Annotated in this window: 21 protein-coding genes; 1 reads left to right on the forward strand and 20 read right to left on the reverse strand. The window is 62.3% G+C overall.

The genetic code is table 11. The features are described 5' to 3' along the window. Nucleotides 1–3 precede the first annotated feature (3 nt). The 12 genes from fliQ to fliF all read right to left on the reverse strand — a co-directional run bounded on the left by fliQ (nt 4) and on the right by fliF (nt 10,708). On the reverse strand, nt 4–273 hold the full coding sequence (gene fliQ / locus GM658_RS10610) for a flagellar biosynthesis protein FliQ (RefSeq protein WP_155454004.1): 270 nt from the start codon (nt 271–273) through the stop codon (nt 4–6). 11 nt (nt 274–284) lie between these two features. Further along, nucleotides 285–1,043: a flagellar type III secretion system pore protein FliP gene (gene fliP, locus GM658_RS10615; RefSeq protein ID WP_155454005.1), complete on the reverse strand. Its 759-nt coding sequence runs from the start codon at nt 1,041–1,043 to the stop codon at nt 285–287. Beyond that, nucleotides 1,033–1,677: a flagellar biosynthetic protein FliO gene (fliO, locus tag GM658_RS10620; protein WP_155454006.1), complete on the reverse strand. Its 645-nt coding sequence runs from the start codon at nt 1,675–1,677 to the stop codon at nt 1,033–1,035. The genes fliP and fliO overlap by 11 nt, the downstream gene beginning before the upstream one ends. Then, nucleotides 1,674–2,093 (reverse strand): flagellar motor switch protein FliN, encoded by a 420-nt coding sequence (gene fliN / locus GM658_RS10625; protein ID WP_155454007.1) that lies wholly within the window; start codon nt 2,091–2,093, stop codon nt 1,674–1,676. The genes fliO and fliN overlap by 4 nt, the downstream gene beginning before the upstream one ends. Nucleotides 2,094–2,114: 21 nt before the next feature. Further along, entirely contained in the window at nt 2,115–3,095 is a 981-nt protein-coding gene (fliM, locus tag GM658_RS10630) for a flagellar motor switch protein FliM (RefSeq protein ID WP_155454008.1), read from the reverse strand. Nucleotides 3,096–3,109: 14 nt separating this feature from the next. Further along, nucleotides 3,110–3,634, reverse strand: coding sequence for a flagellar basal body-associated protein FliL (gene fliL / locus GM658_RS10635; RefSeq protein ID WP_155454009.1), 525 nt, complete (start codon nt 3,632–3,634; stop codon nt 3,110–3,112). Nucleotides 3,635–3,763: 129 nt separating this feature from the next. Continuing rightward, nucleotides 3,764–5,218 carry a flagellar hook-length control protein FliK gene (locus GM658_RS10640; RefSeq protein ID WP_229416850.1) on the reverse strand — a complete coding sequence of 485 codons (1,455 nt, stop codon included), beginning with the start codon at nt 5,216–5,218 and terminating at the stop codon, nt 3,764–3,766. Nucleotides 5,219–5,230: 12 nt separating this feature from the next. Continuing rightward, on the reverse strand, nt 5,231–5,671 hold the full coding sequence (gene fliJ / locus GM658_RS10645) for a flagellar export protein FliJ (protein WP_155454010.1): 441 nt from the start codon (nt 5,669–5,671) through the stop codon (nt 5,231–5,233). A 34-nt stretch (nt 5,672–5,705) separates the two neighbouring features. Beyond that, nucleotides 5,706–7,109 carry a flagellar protein export ATPase FliI gene (fliI, locus tag GM658_RS10650; protein ID WP_155454011.1) on the reverse strand — a complete coding sequence of 468 codons (1,404 nt, stop codon included), beginning with the start codon at nt 7,107–7,109 and terminating at the stop codon, nt 5,706–5,708. Between the two features lies 1 nt (nt 7,110). After that, nucleotides 7,111–7,860, reverse strand: a complete 750-nt coding sequence (locus GM658_RS10655) for a flagellar assembly protein FliH (protein WP_155454012.1) — start codon at nt 7,858–7,860, stop codon at nt 7,111–7,113. Nucleotides 7,861–7,980: 120 nt separating this feature from the next. After that, nucleotides 7,981–8,979 carry a flagellar motor switch protein FliG gene (fliG, locus tag GM658_RS10660; RefSeq protein ID WP_155454013.1) on the reverse strand — a complete coding sequence of 333 codons (999 nt, stop codon included), beginning with the start codon at nt 8,977–8,979 and terminating at the stop codon, nt 7,981–7,983. Next, nucleotides 8,972–10,708: a flagellar basal-body MS-ring/collar protein FliF gene (gene fliF / locus GM658_RS10665; RefSeq protein ID WP_229416851.1), complete on the reverse strand. Its 1,737-nt coding sequence runs from the start codon at nt 10,706–10,708 to the stop codon at nt 8,972–8,974. Before fliF ends, fliG begins: the two co-directional genes overlap by 8 nt. Before the next feature lie 169 nt (nt 10,709–10,877). On the opposite strand from fliF, the gene fliE reads away from it, so the two are divergent. After that, nucleotides 10,878–11,219 carry a flagellar hook-basal body complex protein FliE gene (gene fliE, locus GM658_RS10670; RefSeq protein WP_155454014.1) on the forward strand — a complete coding sequence of 114 codons (342 nt, stop codon included), beginning with the start codon at nt 10,878–10,880 and terminating at the stop codon, nt 11,217–11,219. A 92-nt stretch (nt 11,220–11,311) separates the two neighbouring features. On the opposite strand, the gene GM658_RS10675 is transcribed toward fliE, so the two are convergent. From GM658_RS10675 to GM658_RS10710, 8 genes are all read right to left on the reverse strand, one after another. Beyond that, the gene (locus tag GM658_RS10675) at nt 11,312–12,046 is read right to left on the reverse strand and encodes a flagellar brake protein (RefSeq protein WP_155454015.1); all 735 of its coding nucleotides are present in this window, start codon (nt 12,044–12,046) and stop codon (nt 11,312–11,314) included. Nucleotides 12,047–12,072: 26 nt separating this feature from the next. Then, entirely contained in the window at nt 12,073–12,429 is a 357-nt protein-coding gene (locus GM658_RS10680; RefSeq protein ID WP_155454016.1) for an EscU/YscU/HrcU family type III secretion system export apparatus switch protein, read from the reverse strand. Beyond that, entirely contained in the window at nt 12,416–13,696 is a 1,281-nt protein-coding gene (gene fliK, locus GM658_RS10685) for a flagellar hook-length control protein FliK (protein ID WP_155454017.1), read from the reverse strand. The genes GM658_RS10680 and fliK overlap by 14 nt, the downstream gene beginning before the upstream one ends. Before the next feature lie 14 nt (nt 13,697–13,710). Next, nucleotides 13,711–14,037 (reverse strand): flagellar protein FliT, encoded by a 327-nt coding sequence (locus tag GM658_RS10690; RefSeq protein ID WP_229416853.1) that lies wholly within the window; start codon nt 14,035–14,037, stop codon nt 13,711–13,713. A 12-nt stretch (nt 14,038–14,049) separates the two neighbouring features. Beyond that, nucleotides 14,050–14,490 carry a flagellar export chaperone FliS gene (fliS, locus tag GM658_RS10695; RefSeq protein WP_155454018.1) on the reverse strand — a complete coding sequence of 147 codons (441 nt, stop codon included), beginning with the start codon at nt 14,488–14,490 and terminating at the stop codon, nt 14,050–14,052. 21 nt (nt 14,491–14,511) lie between these two features. Continuing rightward, a complete protein-coding gene (gene fliD / locus GM658_RS10700; protein ID WP_371865071.1) occupies nt 14,512–17,169 on the reverse strand; it encodes a flagellar filament capping protein FliD in 2,658 nt (885 codons plus the stop codon). A gap of 183 nt (nt 17,170–17,352) precedes the next feature. Continuing rightward, nucleotides 17,353–17,727: a flagellar protein FlaG gene (locus GM658_RS10705; RefSeq protein WP_155454019.1), complete on the reverse strand. Its 375-nt coding sequence runs from the start codon at nt 17,725–17,727 to the stop codon at nt 17,353–17,355. A 75-nt stretch (nt 17,728–17,802) separates the two neighbouring features. Further along, nucleotides 17,803–19,284 carry a flagellin N-terminal helical domain-containing protein gene (locus GM658_RS10710; protein ID WP_155454020.1) on the reverse strand — a complete coding sequence of 494 codons (1,482 nt, stop codon included), beginning with the start codon at nt 19,282–19,284 and terminating at the stop codon, nt 17,803–17,805. Nucleotides 19,285–19,539 lie beyond the last annotated feature (255 nt).

The raw sequence follows: 19,539 nt of genomic DNA on the forward strand, positions 1-19,539 counted from the left end.
CGGTCAAGAGACCAACGATGGAATGCCGGTCAGCACCTGGCGCATGTAGTCGACCATGACAGACAGCATCCACGGCCCCGCCACCACCAGGGTGACGAACACGCCCACCAGCTTGGGAATGAAGGACAGGGTCGCTTCGTTGATCTGGGTGGCGGCCTGGAAGATCGAGACCACCAGGCCGATCACCAGCGCTGCCAGCAGCAGCGGTGCCGCCACCATCAGCGTGACTTCCATGGCCTGCCGGCCCATGGTCATGACGGTTTCCGGATTCATGGCGAGCCTCCCTAGTAGAAGCTCTGGGACAGCGATCCCAGCAGCAGTTGCCAGCCATCGACCAGCACGAACAGCATCAGCTTGAACGGCAGCGAAATCACGGCGGGCGACATCATCATCATCCCCATCGACATCAGCACCGACGCCACCACCATGTCGATGATGAGGAAGGGGATGAAGATAGCGAAGCCGATCTGGAAGGCGGTCTTCATTTCCGAGGTAATGAAGGCGGGCACCAAAATCTTCAGGGGCACGTCCTCCGGTCCCTGCAGCGCCTGGCTGCGCGAAATCTTGACGAACAGCGCCAGGTCGGATTGGCGGGTCTGCTTCAGCATGAAGGTCTTCAGCGGCACGGCGGCGCGGTCCATCGCCTGCTGCATGGTAATCTTGTTGTCCTGCAGCGGCACCCAGGCATCGGTGTAGATCTTGTCGAACACCGGGCTCATCACGAAGAAGGTGAGGAACAGCGACAGGCCGATGATCACCTGGTTGGGCGGCGCCGACTGCGTGCCGAGCGCCTGGCGCAGCAGCGACAGCACGATCACGATGCGGGTGAAACCGGTCATCATCAGCAGCGCTGCCGGGATGAATGTCAGCGCCGTCATCAGGATCAGCGTCTGCAGCGTCAGGCCGTAGGCCGTGCCGCCGCCCGCTGCCGGGGTGCTGGTGAAGGCTGGAATGGTCGGTTCGGCCGCAGCGATCAGGGGCAGCAGCATGGCAGCGCCGGCGGCGGCACGGCCCGCAAAGCGCAGTGCGCGATTATTTGCCATTGCGCTTTTCAATCGTCTGTTTGAACCATTCGGCGAAGTTGGCGCCCGGGACCGGCTGTGCGTTGGCCAGGGTGCTTTCGTCGATTTCCTGGCGCGGCATGGTGGCCAGGGCATTCATGCGCCCGGGCGAAGCGCCGACCACGATCCATTGTTCGCCCACTTCCACCACCAGGATACGCTCGCGTGCGCCGACGCTCAGCGCGCCGACCAGTTTGACGGTGGTGCCGCCGGTGATGTGTTTCGGGCCGAAGCGCTTCAGCAGCCAGGCCAGGCCGACCAGCAGGGCGATGACGAAGCCCAGGGAAAGAATGGTTTGCACCAGCGAGCCGGCGGCGGACGGCGCTTGCGTTGCCAGCACATTGCTTGGCGCCGGGGCGTTGGCGGGACGGGCGCCGGCCAGTGCCGCTTGCTGTTCCGGCGTGGCGGCTGCGGCGGTGCCGGGAGCAGCGCTGGCCGTTGCCGCCGGTGCGGCGTCAGCATGCGCGGCTGCAGCTCCGGCATTGGCGGCGCGATCCTGGCCGCTGGTGGCGATGGTGTCTGGGGAGGAAGATTGCTGCGCCAGCGCGGGTGCGCCGGCGAGGCAGAGGGCGGCCGCGACAATCAGCGGCCGGAGCGGACGGAAGTCATGCTTCATTTATTCAGTTTTCGGATGCGTTCGGAAGGCGTGATGATATCCGTCAGGCGGATACCGAACTTGTCGTTCACCACCACCACCTCGCCCTGGGCGATCAGGCAGCCGTTGACCAGCACGTCCATCGGTTCGCCGGCCAGGCCGTCCAGTTCCACCACCGAGCCCTGCGCCAGTTGCAGCAGGTTCTTGATGGCGATCTTGGTGCGGCCCAATTCCACGGTCAGCTGGACCGGGATATCGAGGATGAAGTCGATATCGTTATGGGTTTCGGTCTTGTTCGGCTGCTTGGAAAAGTCCTTGAACACGGCGGCAGTGGCGGCCTGGTTCTGCATAGCAGCAGCCTCGGCAGCGGCCTGTTCGGCAATCGCGGCGCCCCAATCGTCATCCATGCTTGTATCGTCGTCTTGATTGTCCGACATGTTTCTCTCCTAAATCCTGCCTTATTTCATATTATCGGCGTTTGCCAGCAGTTTCTCCACCTTCAATGCGTATTGCCCGTTCAACACACCATATGTGCAGTCGAGCACGGGGACGCCATCCACGGTGGCTTCGATCGTTTCCGGAATCGCCAGCGGGATCACATCACCCACTTTCATGTTCAGGATTTCGTCGAAGCTGACCTTCGCGGTGCCCAGCTTGGCCACCAGTTCCACCTCGGCGATCTGGATCTGCTGCGTCATCAGGCGGATCCAGCGCTTGTCCACTTCCAGCGCCTCGCCCTGCAGCGAGGAGGTCAGCGCGTCGCGGATCGGCTCGATCATCGAGTACGGCATGCAGAAGTGGATCTGGCCCGACACCGAACCCAGTTCGATGGTGAAGGTCGACGCCACCACCACCTCGTTCGGCGTGGCGATGTTGGCGAACTGCGTATTCATTTCGGAACGGATGTACTCGAACTCCACCGGGTACACCGGTTCCCACGATTTGGTATAAGCCTCGAACACGATATCGAGGATGCGCAAGATGATGCGCTGCTCGGTCTGGGTAAAGTCGCGGCCTTCGACGCGGGTGTGGAAACGGCCGTCGCCGCCGAACAGGTTGTCCACCAGCAGGAACACCAGGCCCGGGTCGAATACCATCAGGGCCGTGCCGCGCAGCGGTTTCATGTGCACCAGGTTGAGGTTGGTCGGCACTACCAGGTTGCGGATGAATTCGGAATACTTCGACACGCGCACCGAGCCGACCGACACTTCGGCCGAACGGCGCAGGAAGTTGAACAGCCCCACGCGCAGCAGGCGCGCGAAACGCTCGTTGATAATTTCCAGGGTCGGCATACGGCCCCGGACGATACGCTCCTGCGTCGCCAGGTTGTAAGTCCGGACACCCGATGTCTCCTCGGGCGCAGCGACGTCGTCCTGATCGCCGTTAACGCCCTTTAAGAGGGCGTCAACTTCTTCCTGGGAGAGAAAATTATCAGCCATGCTTCACACTGACCTTACTGGATGATAAACGCGGTAAACAATACTTCCGACACTTCCTGGTGCTCGCCGCCGGCCTCGAACGGCTGGTTGACGGTGTCCAGGACTTCCTTGCTCAGCTGCTGCTTGCCTTCCGGCGTATTGATCTCGGACGCGTGCTTGCTCGACAACAGCAGCAGGATGCGGCTGCGCAGCTTGGGCATATTGGTCTTGAGGACTTCCGACTCTTCCAGGCTGCTGGCCTGCAGCGTCATCGCCACCTGCAGGTACTGGTCGCCGTTTTCCGGCTGCAGGTTCACGGTGAACTGGTCGACCGGAACGTAGACAGGCGGCCCCGCTTTCTTGGCTGGCTTCTTGGCCTTCTTCGGCGATTTTTCGTCCTGCTGCGAGTGTTCCTCGCTGCTGTCGCCATGCATGAAGAACCAGGCGGCAGCGCCGCCGCCAAGGGCGAGCACCAGCACCGCGACCACGATAATGATCAGCTTTTTCTTGGAGCCACCGCCTGCCGGTGGTGGAGCTTCTGCCTTCGCATCAGCCTTCATTTTTGGATTCGCTTTCAATTCTGCTGCCTTGGATGCAAGAGATTTATCATGACGCCATTATGTCATTATCGGGAAAGCATGCGGGGAGCGATGCGCCGAAAAGAGGCAGGAAGCAGGGCTATCTCTGCCTTACGCAAAGGTATCGACGGCGCTTAGTACGCTGCGGCGAACCTGCGGCGCGGGCTGGATGCTGGCTTCGCCCTCGCCGCCATTGCCACTTTGACCACCGGCGACACCACGGCCACGGCCGCCTGAAGCCATCTCGGCGAAGGCTTGCTGCTGCTCCTGGCTGCCGGAGGAAACGCTGGTATTGCCGAGCGTGATGCCGGCTTCACCCATGGTTTCGCGCAGTTTCGGCAGCGCTTGCTCGAGCGCCTGGCGCACTTCCGGCTGGGCTGCCGTGAAGGCGACGCTGGCCTGGTCGTTGGAAACGTTGAGTACGACTTGCAGCGGGCCCAGGTCGGGCGGGTTCAGGGTCAGGGTGGCGCTTTGCTCGCCGCCATTCACCATCCAGACGACTTTCTGGCCCAGTTGCTGGTCCCAGCCCTGGCTGCCGACGCGGGCGTGCAGCTGGTTGCTGGCGACGGCCTGGGCGGCTTGCGCGGTGGCTGCGCCGGCTGGCGCGAGTGCTGCGGCTGCGGCTTGCAAGGCGCTGGCTTGCGGCTGGGCGGCGTGTTTGCTTTCCAGCGCGGCCAGGTCGGCGGCCTTGCTGGCGTCGGCGCTGGCTTGCTGCAGCGCGGCCTTGAAATCGGCCGCCGGTTCGGCGGCTTTCCCGCTGCCGGTGGCGTCGGTGGCGGCGCCGTGGCCGAGTTTGGAGAGCGCATCGCTCAGTGTTGCGTCCTGATCGCCCGCGGCAGCCTTGCTTTTGGCAGCGTCTTCAGCGCTGGCTTTCGCTGCCAGCAGGGCGGCCTGGTCGACTGGGAGTCCTTCGGTGGCCAGGCGGTCGGCGATGCCGGTCTTGCCGGATTTGCCATCGAGTACGGCGTCGCCGGCGAGCGTGGCATCGGTAGCGCGGCTGTCTTTGCCGGCGGCGGAGGCGGCGGCCGCTGCGGCAGCAGCGTCGGTAGCTGCCGGCTGGCCGTAACCCTGGATCATGGCCAGCATATCGGCGACGGCGTCGCTGGTGGCTTTGTTGTCATCGGCCTGGTCGGCGGGGGCAGCGCTGTCTGCCGCCGTCCCGCCAGTTGTCGCGCTGGCGCCGCCAGCTGCGGAGGCTTCTGCCTTGGAGCCGCCGGCCTGTTGCGCGTCGCCTGATTGTGCGGCTTGCTTGTTTTCCTGTGCCTTGGCCGGCGCCTGGGATTGGGCGGCTGGCTTGTTCGCTGGCGCCGGCGCATCCGGCGTGCGCGCAGCTTGCTGATTGGCCTGGGGCTGGGGCTGCGGCTGTGGCTGGGCCGGCTTCGGCGCTTCGGCGCGGCGCGGCGCGCCGGCAGGCGCTGGCTGCGGCATCGGCGGCACGGCCTGGCGTTCGATCTGGTGGTTCAGGGCCTGTGCGAACTGCTGGTCTTCCTGCGCGGCATTGGACGAGCGGCCGGAAGCCGTGTTGCCGGAGAGGAGAGGGGAGTTCTGTACAGTCTGGGTTTGCATGATCGAATCGGTCTAGCGTTTGAAAAATGCCTGTCGTGAGGCGTGTTCGTCCATGGCTTTCTGGTCGCGCTTGGCTTCCTTCTTGAGCTCCTGGGCCTCAGCCCGGTCGCGCAGGGTGGAGTAGGACATGCGCTTGCGCTCGCAGTCCTGCCACAGCTGTTTTTCCTGGTCGCCGCGCGCTTTGCTGTGCCGCACAATTTCCTGCTGGCCCTTGATCGCTGTATCCAGCTTTTCCATGAAAGCCTGGAAATTGCGATAAGCCATCGGCGTAATGCCTTGCTGCTGCGATTCGTCGAAACGGCGGCCATACTCGTCGCGGTAGCCGACCAGCATGTTCAGCTTTTCTTCGGCATCGGCCACCGCTTTCAGGGCCGCGCCAAGGCGCTTGGCCGCATCGTCGGTTTCCCGCCGGGCCAGGTCGATCAAAGTTTCAAGTTGCTGGGTAGAGGCCATGATGGTCAATTATATGCAAGGCCGAGTGGACTAATCAGTCGAATAGAGAGGTTAACTGCCCCAAACTCTCAGGCATGTTCACCTGCTCGGTGATCTGTTGTTGCAGGAATTGCTCAATCTTATCGTGCAGGGCGATGGCCTGGTCAAGCACCGGGTCGGTGCCCGGCGTGTACGCCCCTACGGCAATGAGGTCGCGGCTGCGTTCGTAGCGCGAAAACAACTGTTTCAGCCGCCGCGCCTGGTTCTGGTGGTTGTGCGTGGTGATCGAATGCATGGCGCGGCTGATTGACTGTTCGATATCAATCGCCGGGTAGTGGCCGGCTTCGGCCAGGCGGCGGTTCAGCACGATGTGGCCATCCAGGATGGCACGCGCCGAGTCGGCAATCGGATCCTGCTGGTCGTCGCCCTCGGTCAGTACGGTATAGAAAGCCGTGATCGAGCCGCCGCCGACTTCGCCATTACCGGCCCGTTCCACCAGCACCGGCAGCTTGGCGAAGACCGAAGGCGGGTAGCCCTTGGTGGCTGGCGGTTCGCCGATCGCCAGGGCGATTTCGCGCTGCGCCATGGCGTAGCGGGTCAGCGAATCCATAATCAGCAGCACGTTCTGGCCCTTGTCGCGGAAGTGCTCGGCGATCGCCGTGGAATAGGCGGCGCCTTGCATGCGCATCAGCGGCGGCGTATCGGCTGGCGCTGCGACCACCACGGAGCGGCGCAAGCCTTCTTCGCCCAGGATTTGCTCGATGAATTCCTTCACCTCACGGCCCCGCTCGCCGATCAGTCCGACCACGATGACGTCCGCTTCGGTATAGCGCGCCATCATGCCCAGCAAGACGGATTTGCCGACGCCGGAACCGGCGAACAGGCCCATGCGCTGACCACGGCCCACGGTCAGCATGGAGTTGATGCAGCGCACGCCGACGTCCAGCGTTTCGACGATGGGCGCGCGGCCCAGTGGATTGGCGGGGCGCACATTGATCGGTGCGGAATCGGTGGTCTGGATCGGGCCCAGGCCATCGAGCGGACGGCCGGCGCCATCGACCACGCGGCCCAGCAGCTCGGGGCCGACCGGCAGGTGGCGCGCGCGGTCGCTGGGGCGGCGGCGCGGGTGGTTCACGGTGCCTGGCTTCGGTACGCTTTGTTCGACGGGGAAGACGCGGGTGCCGGGAATGATGCCTTCGACATCGCTTTGCGGCATCAGGAACAGCTTGTCGCCTTCGAAGCCGACGACTTCCGCTTCCACCTTGCCGCCGGAGGGCAGGGGGACGGTGCAGGCGGCGCCGACCGCCAGGCGCAGGCCGACCGCTTCCATCACCAGGCCTGCCACGCGCGTGACGCGGCCGGAGACTTGCATCGGCTCGACGAAATCGACCAGGGTGGCGCAGTCGTTCAGGTAGGAACGCCAGCGGCCTGCGTGTACTTGTGGCTCGGGGGCGCCCATCTCAGTCGATCCAGTCAATATCCTTGCCGAGCGCCAGGCTCAGGCGCTGCCAGCGCGAGGCCACGGTGGCGTCGATCTGGTTGGAGGCGGTATCGACCTTGCAGCCGCCGCGCTCGATGGTCGGGTCGTCGATGACGCGCCAGCCGCCTTTGTCGAGTTCTTCGGCAATGCTTTCGCGGACGACGGCGGCGTCTTCCGGGTTCAGGATCAGCAGCGCGGGCTGCTGCAGAACGGGCAGGTATTCGATGGCTTCGCGCACGACCGGCAGGATCAGTTCGGGCTTGACGCGCAGGGCGGTCTTGATCATGCCCTTGGCCAGGTGCAGGGCCAGTTCCAGCACCTCATTGCTGATGGCCTGGTCGGCTTCGCGCAGGGCGGTGCTGAAATTGTCTGCGATCTGGCGCACGGGGGCGATGGCTTGTTCGCTCGCGGCGCGTTGTTCGTCCAGGGCTTGCGCCATGCCTTCTTCGTGGCCGGCCTTGAAACCCTCGTCGTAGCCTTGCTGGCGGGCTTGCTCGCGGATGGCGGCCAGTTCTTCTTCGGTGGGGTAGTCGAGGGCGGGGACGTGTTCTTCGCCGGCGTATTCGGCTTCCTGGACTTCGGCTTGTGCGGCGGCTTCTTGCGCTGCGATGGCGCGGGCTTCTTCTTCCTCGCGTTCGCGCTGCGCTACTGCGCTGGGGCGTGAGTCGCCGAAGGAACGCAGTTCCCAGCGTTGGTAGGCGGTTTGCTGTTCTTTTGGGATGGTCGTCATTGCTATGCTTGCTTTTAACCCGGTAAACCTGGGTCAGACCCAAGGGTCAGACCCGACCGACGGCTATCGCGGACCAGGGGTCTGACCCTTGGGCCTGACCCGGACTTGCCGGGTTGAAGGTTAAACAAACGAATCCTCACCCTTACCACCCAGCACAATCTGCCCTTCATCCGCCAGTCGCCGCACAATCTGCAGGATCTGCTTCTGCTGCGTCTCCACCTCAGACAAGCGCACCGGCCCTTTATTCTCCAGGTCTTCGCGCATCATCTCCGACGCACGCGCCGACATGTTCTTGAAGATCTTGTCGCGCAAATCAGGCGAAGCACCCTTCAGCGCAATGATCAGCATCTCCGACTGCACCTCGCGCAGCAGCAACTGGATACCGCGGTCATCAACATCGATCAGGTTATCGAACACGAACATTTCGTCCATGATCTTCTGCGCCATATCGTTGTCGTAGTTCTTGATGTTATCCATCACGTTCTGTTCCTGCTCGCCGGACATGAAGTTCAGGATCTCAGCCGCCGCGCGTACACCGCCCAGCGTCGATTTCTTGATGTTTTCATTACCGGACAAGAGCTTGGTCAGCACGTCGTTCAGTTCGCGCAGCGCCGCCGGCTGCACACCATCCAGTGTAGCGATACGCAGCACCGCATCGTTGCGCAGGCGGTCGGTGAAATGGCCCAGGATTTCACAAGCCTGGTCGCGTTCCAGGTGCACCAGGATGGTGGCAATGATCTGCGGATGTTCGTTGCGGATCAATTCCGCCACCGACTGCGAATCCATCCACTTCAGCGATTCGATGCCGGAAGCATCCTTGCCGCCCAAAATGCGCGACAGCAGCACGGACGCCTTGTCGTCGCCCAGCGCCTTGGTCAGCACCTGGCGGATGTATTCGTCCGAATCGAGGCCCACGGTGGATGCGGCCGCGTACTGGTCGCGGAAATCGTCCAGCACATCGACCACCATCTCATGCGGGATGTTCTTCATGGTCGCCATCGACGCGCCCAGCTTGAGCACTTCGCGCGGGCCGAGGAATTTCATTACTTCAGCGGCTTCGGCCTCACCCATCGCGAGCATCAGGATGGCGGCCTTTTGCAATCCGGTATTCTCAGTCATTGTTGCCTATCCATTCCTTGATGACGTTGGCGACGATGCGCGGATCTTCCGCTGCCAGTTTTTTCGCCAGCGCCAGGTTGTCGCGGTAGGTGCGGGCAGTGTTTTCTTCCATCTTGGCGATCTCCTCCGCCAGCAATTCTTCCGGTGTCGGGCCGAGCGGTTCGGCGATCGGCTCTGGTTCCGGTTCCGGTTCCGGCTCGTTGATCGCATCGATCTTCTTGAATACCGGACGCATCATTGGACGCACGATACGCAGCAGGATGTAAAGCAGGATCAGGGCTGTGATCAGGAACTTCGCCAGCTCCTTGGCCAGCGGCAAGTTGGCCGGATCGCGCCACCATTCCAGCGGGGCTTCCGGTTCCTTGTCGACACCGTCGAACGGCGCATTGGCCACGCTGACGGAATCGCCGCGGTCCTGGTTATAGCCCATGGCTTCCTTGACCAGGCTGTTGATCTTCGCCATCTCATCCGCGCTCAGCGGTTTGACCACGACCTTGCCGTTTTTATCGATGGTCCGACGATAGTTTACTACGACGCCCACGGTCATGCGCTTCAGTCCGGCCATTGCCTTCTGTTCATAGCGCACGGTCTTGTCGACCTCATAATTGGTTGTCGATTCCTTATGCGAAGGACCGGTCGCGGTGGTGGCTGCGCCCGTTCCTGGCTGACCCGGAGCTCCGGCAGTGCCTGGCGGCGTGGTAGTCAGCGGGGCAGTGGCAACGCCCGGCGGCTGGTTCGACAGCGCGCCCGGAATGCCGCCAGGATTGCTGTTGGCGGTGCCGCTGGTCTCGCTGCTCTGCTGGCTGCGGATGGCCGAAGCGGCCGGCGGCGAATTCGGCTTGAAGGATTCCGCAGCCTGCTCGATGGCGGAGAAGTCCACATCGGCCACCGCTTCGGCGCGCACATTGCCTTCGCCTACGATCGGCTTGATGATGGATTCGACTTGTTTGATGACTTGGTTCTGCAACTCCTGCACGTACTTGAGCTGCGAGGCATCGAGATTCTTGGCGTTATTGGCCGCGTTGCCGTTCTTGTTCAGGTCGGAAACCAGATTGCCGGCCTGGTCCACCACGGTGACGTTAGCAGGCGACAATTCCGGCACGGAAGAGGCAACCAGGTGCACGATGGCGCTGACCTGGGCCGGATCGATCATGCGGTTGGCATGCAACTGCAGGATCACGGAAGCGGTCGGCTTCTGCTGGTCACGCACGAAGACGGAAGGTTTCGGCAGCGCCAGGTGGACGCGCGCCGATTCGACCGCGCCAATGGACTGGATGGAGCGCGCCAGTTCACCTTCCAGCGCGCGCTGGTAATTCACCTGTTCCAGGAACTGGGAAACGCCCAGCTTCTGGTTTTCCATGACTTCAAAGCCGACATTGCCGCCTTTTGGCAGGCCCTGCTGCGCCAAGCGCAGGCGCACGCTATGTACCTGTTCGGAAGGCACCAGGATAGCCTGGCCACCTTCAGCCAGCTTGTACTTGACCTGCATCTGGTCGAGGGCCGCCGTGATGGCGCCGCCATCCTTGTCCGTGTAATTGGCGAACAGGACCTTGTAGTCCGATTCCTTATTCCACAGCCACAGGATCAGGAGCAGGGCCAGCACGCCCGCGACAGCCGCGCCGCGCACCACCATCTTGCCCATAGGGGTCTGGAAGAAGGCAAAGCGGCCCTGAGGCGCCTGCTGGGCTTCTGGATCTTCGATGTCGACTTGTTCGGCGGCTGCAGCCATGGGTAATCACTGTGGGTTAATGGGCCTGTTGCACATTATCAGGCGCTGTTGCGCCATTTAAAGGCCTGAATAGGCGCCCGTTTGCCTTCCTGCTCAGGGCTATCCCCTTGCTTTCACAAGGGTATTCTGGAAGCCTGAAAACAGGAATATTGTATCTTGGAGTCAATATATGAGAACAGGCGGAATTGATTCTAGCCAAATCCAGGCCATGATCGCCCAGCTGCATGCGGCTGCGACGCGGCCCTCGGCCACCCCGCCGGCGATCCAGACCGAGCAGGCGGTACAGAAGCCGGACTTCAGCAACGCCCTGAAGGGTGCGCTGGACTCGGTCCAAGCCAGCCAGGACCAGGCGGAAGGCCTGAGCAAGCGCTTCCAGATGGGAGATGATTCGGTCAACCTCTCGGATGTGATGATTTCGATGCAAAAAGCCAGCATCCAGTTTCAGGCCACCGCACAGGTGCGGAATAAGCTGGTGCAGGCGTATCACGACATCATGAACATGCAAGTCTAAGAAGTAAAAAAGCGGACGTAAAAAAGGGGACGTAACACATTTTCTTCGAAAATGTGTTACGTCCCCTTTTTTTGATGCCGCTTTTTACGTGCTTATTCGAGGCCAGCGATGCGGGCGTTGCGTTCGCGCTCGAGCTTGGTGATGTAGCGCTGCACGGCATTCAAAGCAGAGCGCGGCATGTCGACAAACTGGCAGCCCAGGCGACGGTTGGATTTGTTGTTTAAAAGCGTCAGGTCCAGCGAGTTGCGGATCTGCAGGCCGGTGGTAATCGTGCCAATTTCAGGTAGTTCAATGCGGCAGTCGCTGTAGACCTTGCCGATCGTGTCGCCCAATACCAGGCTGTTGTCGAGAATTGCAATGCCACCACAGCTGATGTCGGCCAGCGGGAAGGCTTTGCTGCCGCCGCCCAGTTCGGCCGGTTGCGGGATCAGTGCGCGCACGGGATTTGTGACCGGCGTCGCCATGCGGTAGAACTCGCGGCGCTGCAGGCGGATCAGGCTGGTAGGCAGGAGCATCTTGAAGGCAGGGCTGCCTTCAAATGTGCAGGACTCAATGTGGTTACCTCCGAACATGATGCGGATCTTGTCGAGTGTGGTCTCGAATGACAGGCGCTTTGCGCCCAGGATGCGGCGGTTCTGGTCGGGGCTGATGGAGCAGTCGAGGATGACGTTGCCGCCTTCGGCATCGACTTCCAGGATGGACGTGACGCACACGTCGGACTCGCCCGCCACCAGCATGCGGATCAGCTGGTTTTTCTCGCCGATGCTACGCAGCAGGGCAGTGATTTCCCGGGGCGACGAAACCTCGAAATCATGCCAGTTCTCCATGTCCGAGTCCGATATATAGCTGTGCATCAAAGTCCATTGTCTGGGGAATCATTCGGTACGCTGAGATCCGGCGCCGGGGGCGGGGGCTTGCCAGTCTTTTGCGCTGCTTCAATATGATAAAGCCATGCTAACAGTTCCGCAATTACACGGTAGAGCATGGGCGGGATCTGGTGGTCCAGGTCCACCTCCATCAGTAATGAAACCAGCTCCTTCGACTCGTGGATGTGCACGCCGTGCTCGGCAGCGACGGCAATAATCTGTTCAGCGACCAGGCCGCGTCCTTTGGCCACCACTTTCGGCGCCGCTTCCCCGCTTTTGTAGGCGAGGGCGACGGCGCTTTGCAGCGGCCTGCGCGGCGGATCCTGGCTGTCAGCTTGCGCCATCGTTGGCCTCCGCATTGATGGCGAGCGAGGTCAGCGGCGCACCGGCCGCATCCATTGCCTGCTGCAGGGCGCCGGCCCAGGCGCGCAGCGTGGCCGCCGTGTCTTCCGAGCCGGACTGCACCGAAATGTGGACCTGGTCGCCAACCAGGGTGACGTTGGCGGCGACCTTGCCCAGCATGGGGAAGCGGAAGCGCACGCCGCTGCGCCAGACGGAATCTGCGCCGTCACCATCGCGGCCTTCGCGGCGTGCACCTTGGCCGCCTTCATCGCTTTGCTGCTGGTCGCGCTCGACCAGCCATTGCATCTGCTGTCCCGGCCAAGCCTCGCCTTGCCACATGACTTTGCCCTGCTCGTGCGTGTGCAATTGCTGGTTGATCATTTGGGCCGCCGACAAGTCGGGCCCGGCTAACGTTTTTGCCATTGCGTCGGCCTGGCCCTGGGTGGCGGCCTGGCGCTGCATCTGCGGTTCGCGCTGCAAGTCTTGCAGGGAGCGCTTGCCTTCGGCCCATTCGGCCACGTGGGATTCGTAGAACAGGCCACTGTCGCCAAGGGCGCGCTGAAGGCCTTCGCTGAGTTTGCCCGTGTCGGGCGGGCCACCGGTGCTCAATGGCGTCTTGCCGTTGATGGTGACCGGAACACCGGGCGCGGTGTAGGCCGACGCGAGAGCGCTGGCAATGGCACGCGCGGCCGGGCTCAAGGCGGCTTGCGGTGTGTCCTTTCCGAGGGAGGGCAACTGGTCGGCGGGCACCAGCGGCGCCTTGCTCAACAGTGCCGCACCGGGGCTCAGCGCGCGGCCGCCCTGGGCTTGCGCTGCCGCGGCCTGGCCGGGATGTGCGCCTTCCGCTTCCGCCGCTTGCGGTTGCTTGCCGCTGAGGTTGAGGATGGCGGCTTCCTGAGACGGAAGGCGTCCATCGCCCGGCATCTCGGGCATCTGGTCGCCGGCGACGAAAGTGGCCATCTGGCCGGCCTGTGGGCTGCCTGCGCCCACTTGCAGCGTGGCGCGCGGCTGGCCGCTGACCACCGTCAACGGCAGCTCGTCGCCGGTATTGATACCGTTGGGCAGCAGCATGCGCGCATTGGTGTCGGCCACGCGTACCAGGAAACTGCCATCGGAGAATTTACTGAGGACCTGGGCGGGCAGGGTTTGCCCGACCATTTGGGAGAGGGCGCGCTGGAAGGCTTCCTGGCGGGGCGCGGCAACCGCGGGCGCGGCCGACGCCGCACTGGTGGCACTGACGCCCCGGACATCCAGGCGCGGGGGCAGCATGATCGCCGCCCCGATCAGACGGCGCCGTAGGCGGCGGCCAGGCGCCGTTCAGTGCCGGTGTTGTTGATCAGTTTGGACAGCTGCGCCATCCATGGCATGGTCAGGTCGCGGATCTGGCGGTCATCGTCCAGCATCTGCTTGATCAGGCCCAGCTTCTGCTGGCGCTCGCCCGCGTCCAGCGTGACTGCCTCTTCGTTGCCGCGCAGGGCGGCGACGTGGGCCGTCACCTGGGTTTCCAGCGCTTCCAGCCCATCCCAGTCTGCTACCGTTGCTGCCGCCACCATCTTGCGGGTCAGTGCTGCCATGGCGGTGTAGGCGGTCAATACTTCTACGTTCGTCATTGTCATCCTTTGTTACATGCTGGCGAAGGCAGCAGGCTGGGCATTCGTGTTGGCTGCGGTATTGGCGCCGCCGATCTGGTTCCAGGTGTCGCGCAAGTCGGCCAGCAGGCCGCGCACCTCGTCCAGGATGGCCGGGTCGTTCTTGATGTTTGCTTCCAGCAGGCGGCGGCTCATGTAGTCGTACAGCGCGTCCAGGTTGCGGGCGATCTCGCCGCCGACTTCCTTGTCCAGGCTGGCTTTCAGGCCATCGTCGATGATGCGGATGGCTTTGGAGATGGCATTGCCTTTTTCCTGCACATTGCCTGCCTTCATTTGGGTGATACCGGTCATGATCGCGGCCAATGCGCCGTCGTACAGCATCACGATCAGCTTATGGGGCGAGGCCGACGTGACGCCGGTTTCCAGGCCGACTTTCGCATAGGCATTGACGCCGCGTGAGGTAGTTCCAAACATAATCTCTCCTTAATCCTGTACTCAGCCGTTCTTGGAAATAGCAGCCAATTGCTGAGTCAAATACGCTTGTGTGCTCTGCATCTTCGACAGGGTCACATCCAGTGCGTTGAACTGGGCGCGGTAGCGCTTTTCAATATCATCCAGCTTGGCCGAGAAGGCGTCGCGCTGCTTGGCCACATCCTTGATGCTGTTGTTCAAGCCTTCGGTCACGCTGGTCAGCAGGCCGCCAGTACCCAGGAAGGACGTCGCCAGGTTGTTGAGCTGGTAGGCATAGCCTTGCGAGAAACCGACAGTCCCGCGGTCGCCCAAGGCGCCGCCGGTGACCTCGATCTTCAAGCCTTCGGCATCGGAACCATCGGCACCGGTCAGCGTCTGGCCGCTGCCAACCACGGCTTTACCGCCCAGTGTGCCCGCAACGTCGGTGCCCACGACCGGGGTCGCGCCGCCGAAAATGCTGGACACAGTGCTGCCGCTGACATCGGCCAGGGCGATGTTCGAGGTCGAGCCGTATTTGCTCGAGGACAGTACCAGCTTGCCGTTGCTGTCGATCGAAGCGGCAACACTGGTGCCGTTGGAGGAAAACGCGGACGAGCCATTGATCGACGACTGCACGATCTTCGCCAGCTGGTCTGCCGTGTAGGTACCTGCCGGAATAGTGACGTTGGCGATATTCTTCGCGTTGCTCGGGGTGGTGTCGTTCAGGGTGACGGCCCACACGGTGTTGGCGCTGATGGTCGTGCTGCCGCCGACTGCGGCAGCGCTGGTCAGCGAGCCCTGGCTGGCCAGGTTCGTAATATTGAGGTCGAAAGTGCCGGGCTTGGTCTTGGCGGTCGAGCTGACAAAGTTGACGTTCGGGTCGGTGGCTTTACCGATGGCAGTGAACAGGCCTGCGATGTCGCCGAAATTGGAGTCCATCGCCTTGTTCAGTTTGGCGTCGTCCAGGCTTAGGGTGCCGTCCTTTCCGAACGTAATGCCGACCTGGCCAAGGTTGGTCAAGCCACCCGACAGGCCAGTGATCTGCCCGCCCAGCATGCGACGCAGTTGCGAGATCATCGACTGCGCCGCCGGGTCGCCTTGCAGCGCCCCGGCTTTCTTGGTTTCCGGATCGTAGGCGGTAAGCTTTTTCAGCGCGCCGCTGAGATCGTTATACGCTTTGACGAAGGCCTGCAGGTTCGTCTTCACGCTGCCGGTGTCGCGCGCGACGTTTAGCGTGCTGCTGCCAACCTGGTTGACCGTCATGCTCACGCCCTGGATGGCTTCGCTCACGGTGTTCGAGTGGCTGCTGACGGCGATGCCGTTGACGGTCAGTTTGGTGTCCTGGGCCGCCGTGGTCTGCTGCATGGACTGGCTGCTGCCTGGATCGTAGCCGAGCAGGGATTGCAAGGCAGCATCGGGCGGGTTGCTGCCGTCGCCGCTCAGGCTAATCTTCATCGAGGCGTTTTCGCCGGTCTTATTGGAAGTCAGCACCAGGTGGTAAGGATTGCTGCTGCCGTCGGACACGATGGTGGCTGTGACGCCCAGGCTGGCCTTGTTGATTGCATCGGCAACGCCTTGCAGCGTGTTGTTGCTGCTGTCGATCACCACCGAGCCGGAAGGCTGGCTCGCGTCCTGGGTGAAACCGCCGCCCAGCACGCTGCCGCCGGTGCCGGCAGTCAGGCCGGCCGCTGCCGGATTGGTGCCGGCGATGGTGATCGGATTGCCGTTGGCTGCAGCCAGGGTCACGCTGCTGGCCGAGGTGTAGCTGGCGCCAGCATTGGCCGCGCCGGTTGCGGTCTTGGCGCCGCCCGTTACGCCGGTAGCCGTTTCGGTAATGGCGACGCTGGCGCCGCTGGCGCTGCGGAATTCCAGGGTGCCGGCAGCAGCGCTGCCGGTAAAGGTGATGCCGGCGGCGGCCAGTGCGGTGGCGGTGGCGCCGCCGGAATTGGCCAGGTCGGCGTCAAGCGAAGCGGCGGTGACGCCGGCCCCGGCGGCCACGCCCGCGCCTTGGGTTGCGATGACGGTGTTGCCTACCTTCAGGCTATACGAACCGCCGGCGTCAGTTGCCACGTCGCCGAAGGTCGAGAAAATATTGGCGACGCTGGCGGTGACGCCCGTGGTGCCGCTCTTGTCGTTGATCGCCGTGGCCAGCGCGCTGGCGCTGTTGGTGCTGGACGAGGTGGCAATCGCAGTGCCATTGATGCTCAGCGACCCATTGCTCAGGCCGCTGGTCAGCATGGAAGAGCTCAAGCCCGTACCCTGCAAGCCGAAGCTGCCGCTGGCGCTGCCGAACTGGAAGAACAGGGTGGTGGAGCCGCCCAGGCCGATGCTGGAAGTCTTGCTGGCCATGCCGCTGGTCATCAGGGTCTGCGCCTGGGCCAGCTGGGAAACGTTGATCCGGTAGTTGCCGGCCACGGCCTTTGAACTGGCGGAGGCGCCCAGCACGTCCTTATTGCCCACCGTAGTCGACAAGCCCTTGAAGGCGGTGGCAGAATTCAGGCTGCTCAGTGCGCTCTGGAACACGCCGACGGCCCCGCTCAGCTGGCCGTAGGCGCTCACCTTGGCCTGATAGGAGGCAGTCTTCCTGTCATAGCCTTGCAGCGGCGCAGCCTCGGCAGCCATCAGCTTGTCGACGATGTCGTTGACGTTCAGACCCGAGCCAATGCCCGGTGATGCAAGTGCAGGGGTAGAAGAAACGGCCACGGCAAACTCCTGAGGTAACAAGATAAGTCTAACTTGTTTACGGCAGATTCAAAGGGGACTTGAGAGGGGGAAATACCTGTTTATTCGTGTCCGAAAAGACAATCTGGCCGTCAAGGCAGCATAACGTAAAAAGGCCCGGTCTGCCGCAAGGACAGGCCGGGCCTGGAATGCAGTGGCCAGCGTTCAGGCTTCGTGGTCTACCAGCAGGCCACCTTTGAAGGCATCGATCGATTTCGCAATCTCCAGGGCTTCCGGAGTGGGAATCTGTCGTAAGACTTCCTTAGTGTGCTGGTCAATCACTTTGACGATGGTGCGGTGGCTGTCATCGTCGATGGAAAAGACGAGGCTTTGGGCCCGTTCCTGCACCGACTTGTTGAGTTTGGTGACTGCGTCTTCCACTTCTTTCCTGGAAGGTACAGCCTCCTTGGCCTTGACCGCATCGATGGTTTCCACCGTAGCAGCAGGGCTACGGCCTGCCACCGGGAGAGCCACGAAATCGTAGCCCGCAATGCTGCGGTCAGCCCGCGGCACAGTAGCAGTAATTGAATCGATAGTCATAGAGACCTCCTACGGAAAATTCCCCGGTCCGGCGAACCGGAGCGGGGAACCGCTTTTTAGCTAACTACCTGGCGCTTAGCCGCGCAGCAGGCTCAGCACGCCGTTTGGCAGCGAGTTAGCCTGGGCCAGCATTGCGGTACCAGCTTGTTGCAGGATCTGGCCGCGGGTCAGGCTGGCGGTTTCCTGTGCGAAGTCGGTATCGACGATACGGCTGCGGGATGCGGACAGGTTCTCGGTCGTCGTGCTCAGGTTCGAGATGGTCGACGAGAAACGGGACTGCAGTGCACCGTAAGCTGCGCGCTGGTTGTTCACCGAAGCCAGAGCCGCGTCAGCAATCTTGATTGCCAGCTGGGCGTTGTCGAAGGTGGTCACGTCCAGGGTCGACACGGCCTTCAGGGTCGAAGCCTGGATGGTCGCTGCTGCTGCAGGTGCGCCCACGCCGAAACCGGTGCCGTTATCCTTGACCGAGAACGAGCTTTCCGAGTCGAAGGTCACGCGGCCGTTGGCAACAGCGGTAGCGGCAGCTGCTTTGGCGTCGAATGCCGTGGTCAGGCCGTTAGCGGTGGTGTAGGAAGCCACGTCCAGCTTGGTGTTGGCAGCGGAGGACTGGTTCACCAGCGAGATGTCGGCGCCGGTGGCGCTGGTCAGCTTGATGCCGCCGTTCTTGTCATCGTACTGGGCGGTGATGCCGGTCTTGGCGGACTGTGCATTGATGGCATTGATACCAGCAGCGTAGTCGGTTGCCGAAGAAACGGTTGCACCGGTCGAGAACGAGATACGCACTGCGGAACCGACGTTGTCGCCCACCAGGTCCAGCGAGTACGACTGGCTGGCGCCCAGAGCCAGGTTGGCATCGGTACGGGCAGTTGCGGTCACGCCGGTCTGGGAGGTCAGCTTGTTCACGCCAGCAGCGATCGACTTGGCGGAATCGCCAGCAACGGTGGTGTAGGAAGCGGAGCCGCGCACACCTGCAACGTCTACTGCCTTGGCAGCCACCAGCTTGGTGGTCGCGCCAACAGCTACCTGGTCGTTTTCCACACGGTTGTCACCGTAGGTGTTGGTCAGGAAGTTGGCACCGGAAGCCGAGATGGTCTGGTTGGCATCAGCACCTACCTGGAAGGTAGCGGTGCCCATGGTGCCGTCCAGCAGGTTCTGGCCGTTGAAGGTGGTGGTTTGCGCAACACGGTTCAGTTCTTGCGACAGCTGACCAACTTCGGTCTGCAGAGCTTGACGGTCGGAAGCCGAGTTGGTGGCGTTGGACGACTGCACTGCCAGTTCACGGATACGCTGCAGGATGTCGCCGGACGAAGCCAGTGCACCTTCAGCGGTCTGAGCCAGCGAAACGCCGTCGTTTGCGTTACGCACAGCCTGATTCATACCGCGGATCTGGGAAGACATACGGTCGGAAATCGCCAGGCCTGCCGCATCGTCTTTAGCGCTGTTGATACGCAGGCCGGAGGACAGACGTTGCAGGGAAGTAGCGAGGCTGCCCTGGGAGGCGGTCAGGTTGCGCTGCGCGTTCAGGGACGAGATGTTGGTGTTAATTACGGAAGCCATGGTATTTCTCCATTCGGTACTACTGATTGGGCAATTTGCTCATTCACATTGGCCCGCCACGCTGTTCTGTGGCGATCAAGCCGCTGTTGTTTTGGGTAACGGTTGCCGCACGGGAACCTTTAGGGGGATTTAGCAGGTAAATCTCACTCTTTTTACCCTCAAGTTGCCTACAGAGTGCCGCTTATACGGCGGGCTTTTACTGAACTTTAGGCCGAAAAAAAATATTTTTCAGGGGCAAAAAAATCTTCAGGACTG

This window comes from Massilia eburnea, from assembly GCF_009720745.1.
GTDB lineage: Bacteria > Pseudomonadota > Gammaproteobacteria > Burkholderiales > Burkholderiaceae_D > Rugamonas > Rugamonas eburnea.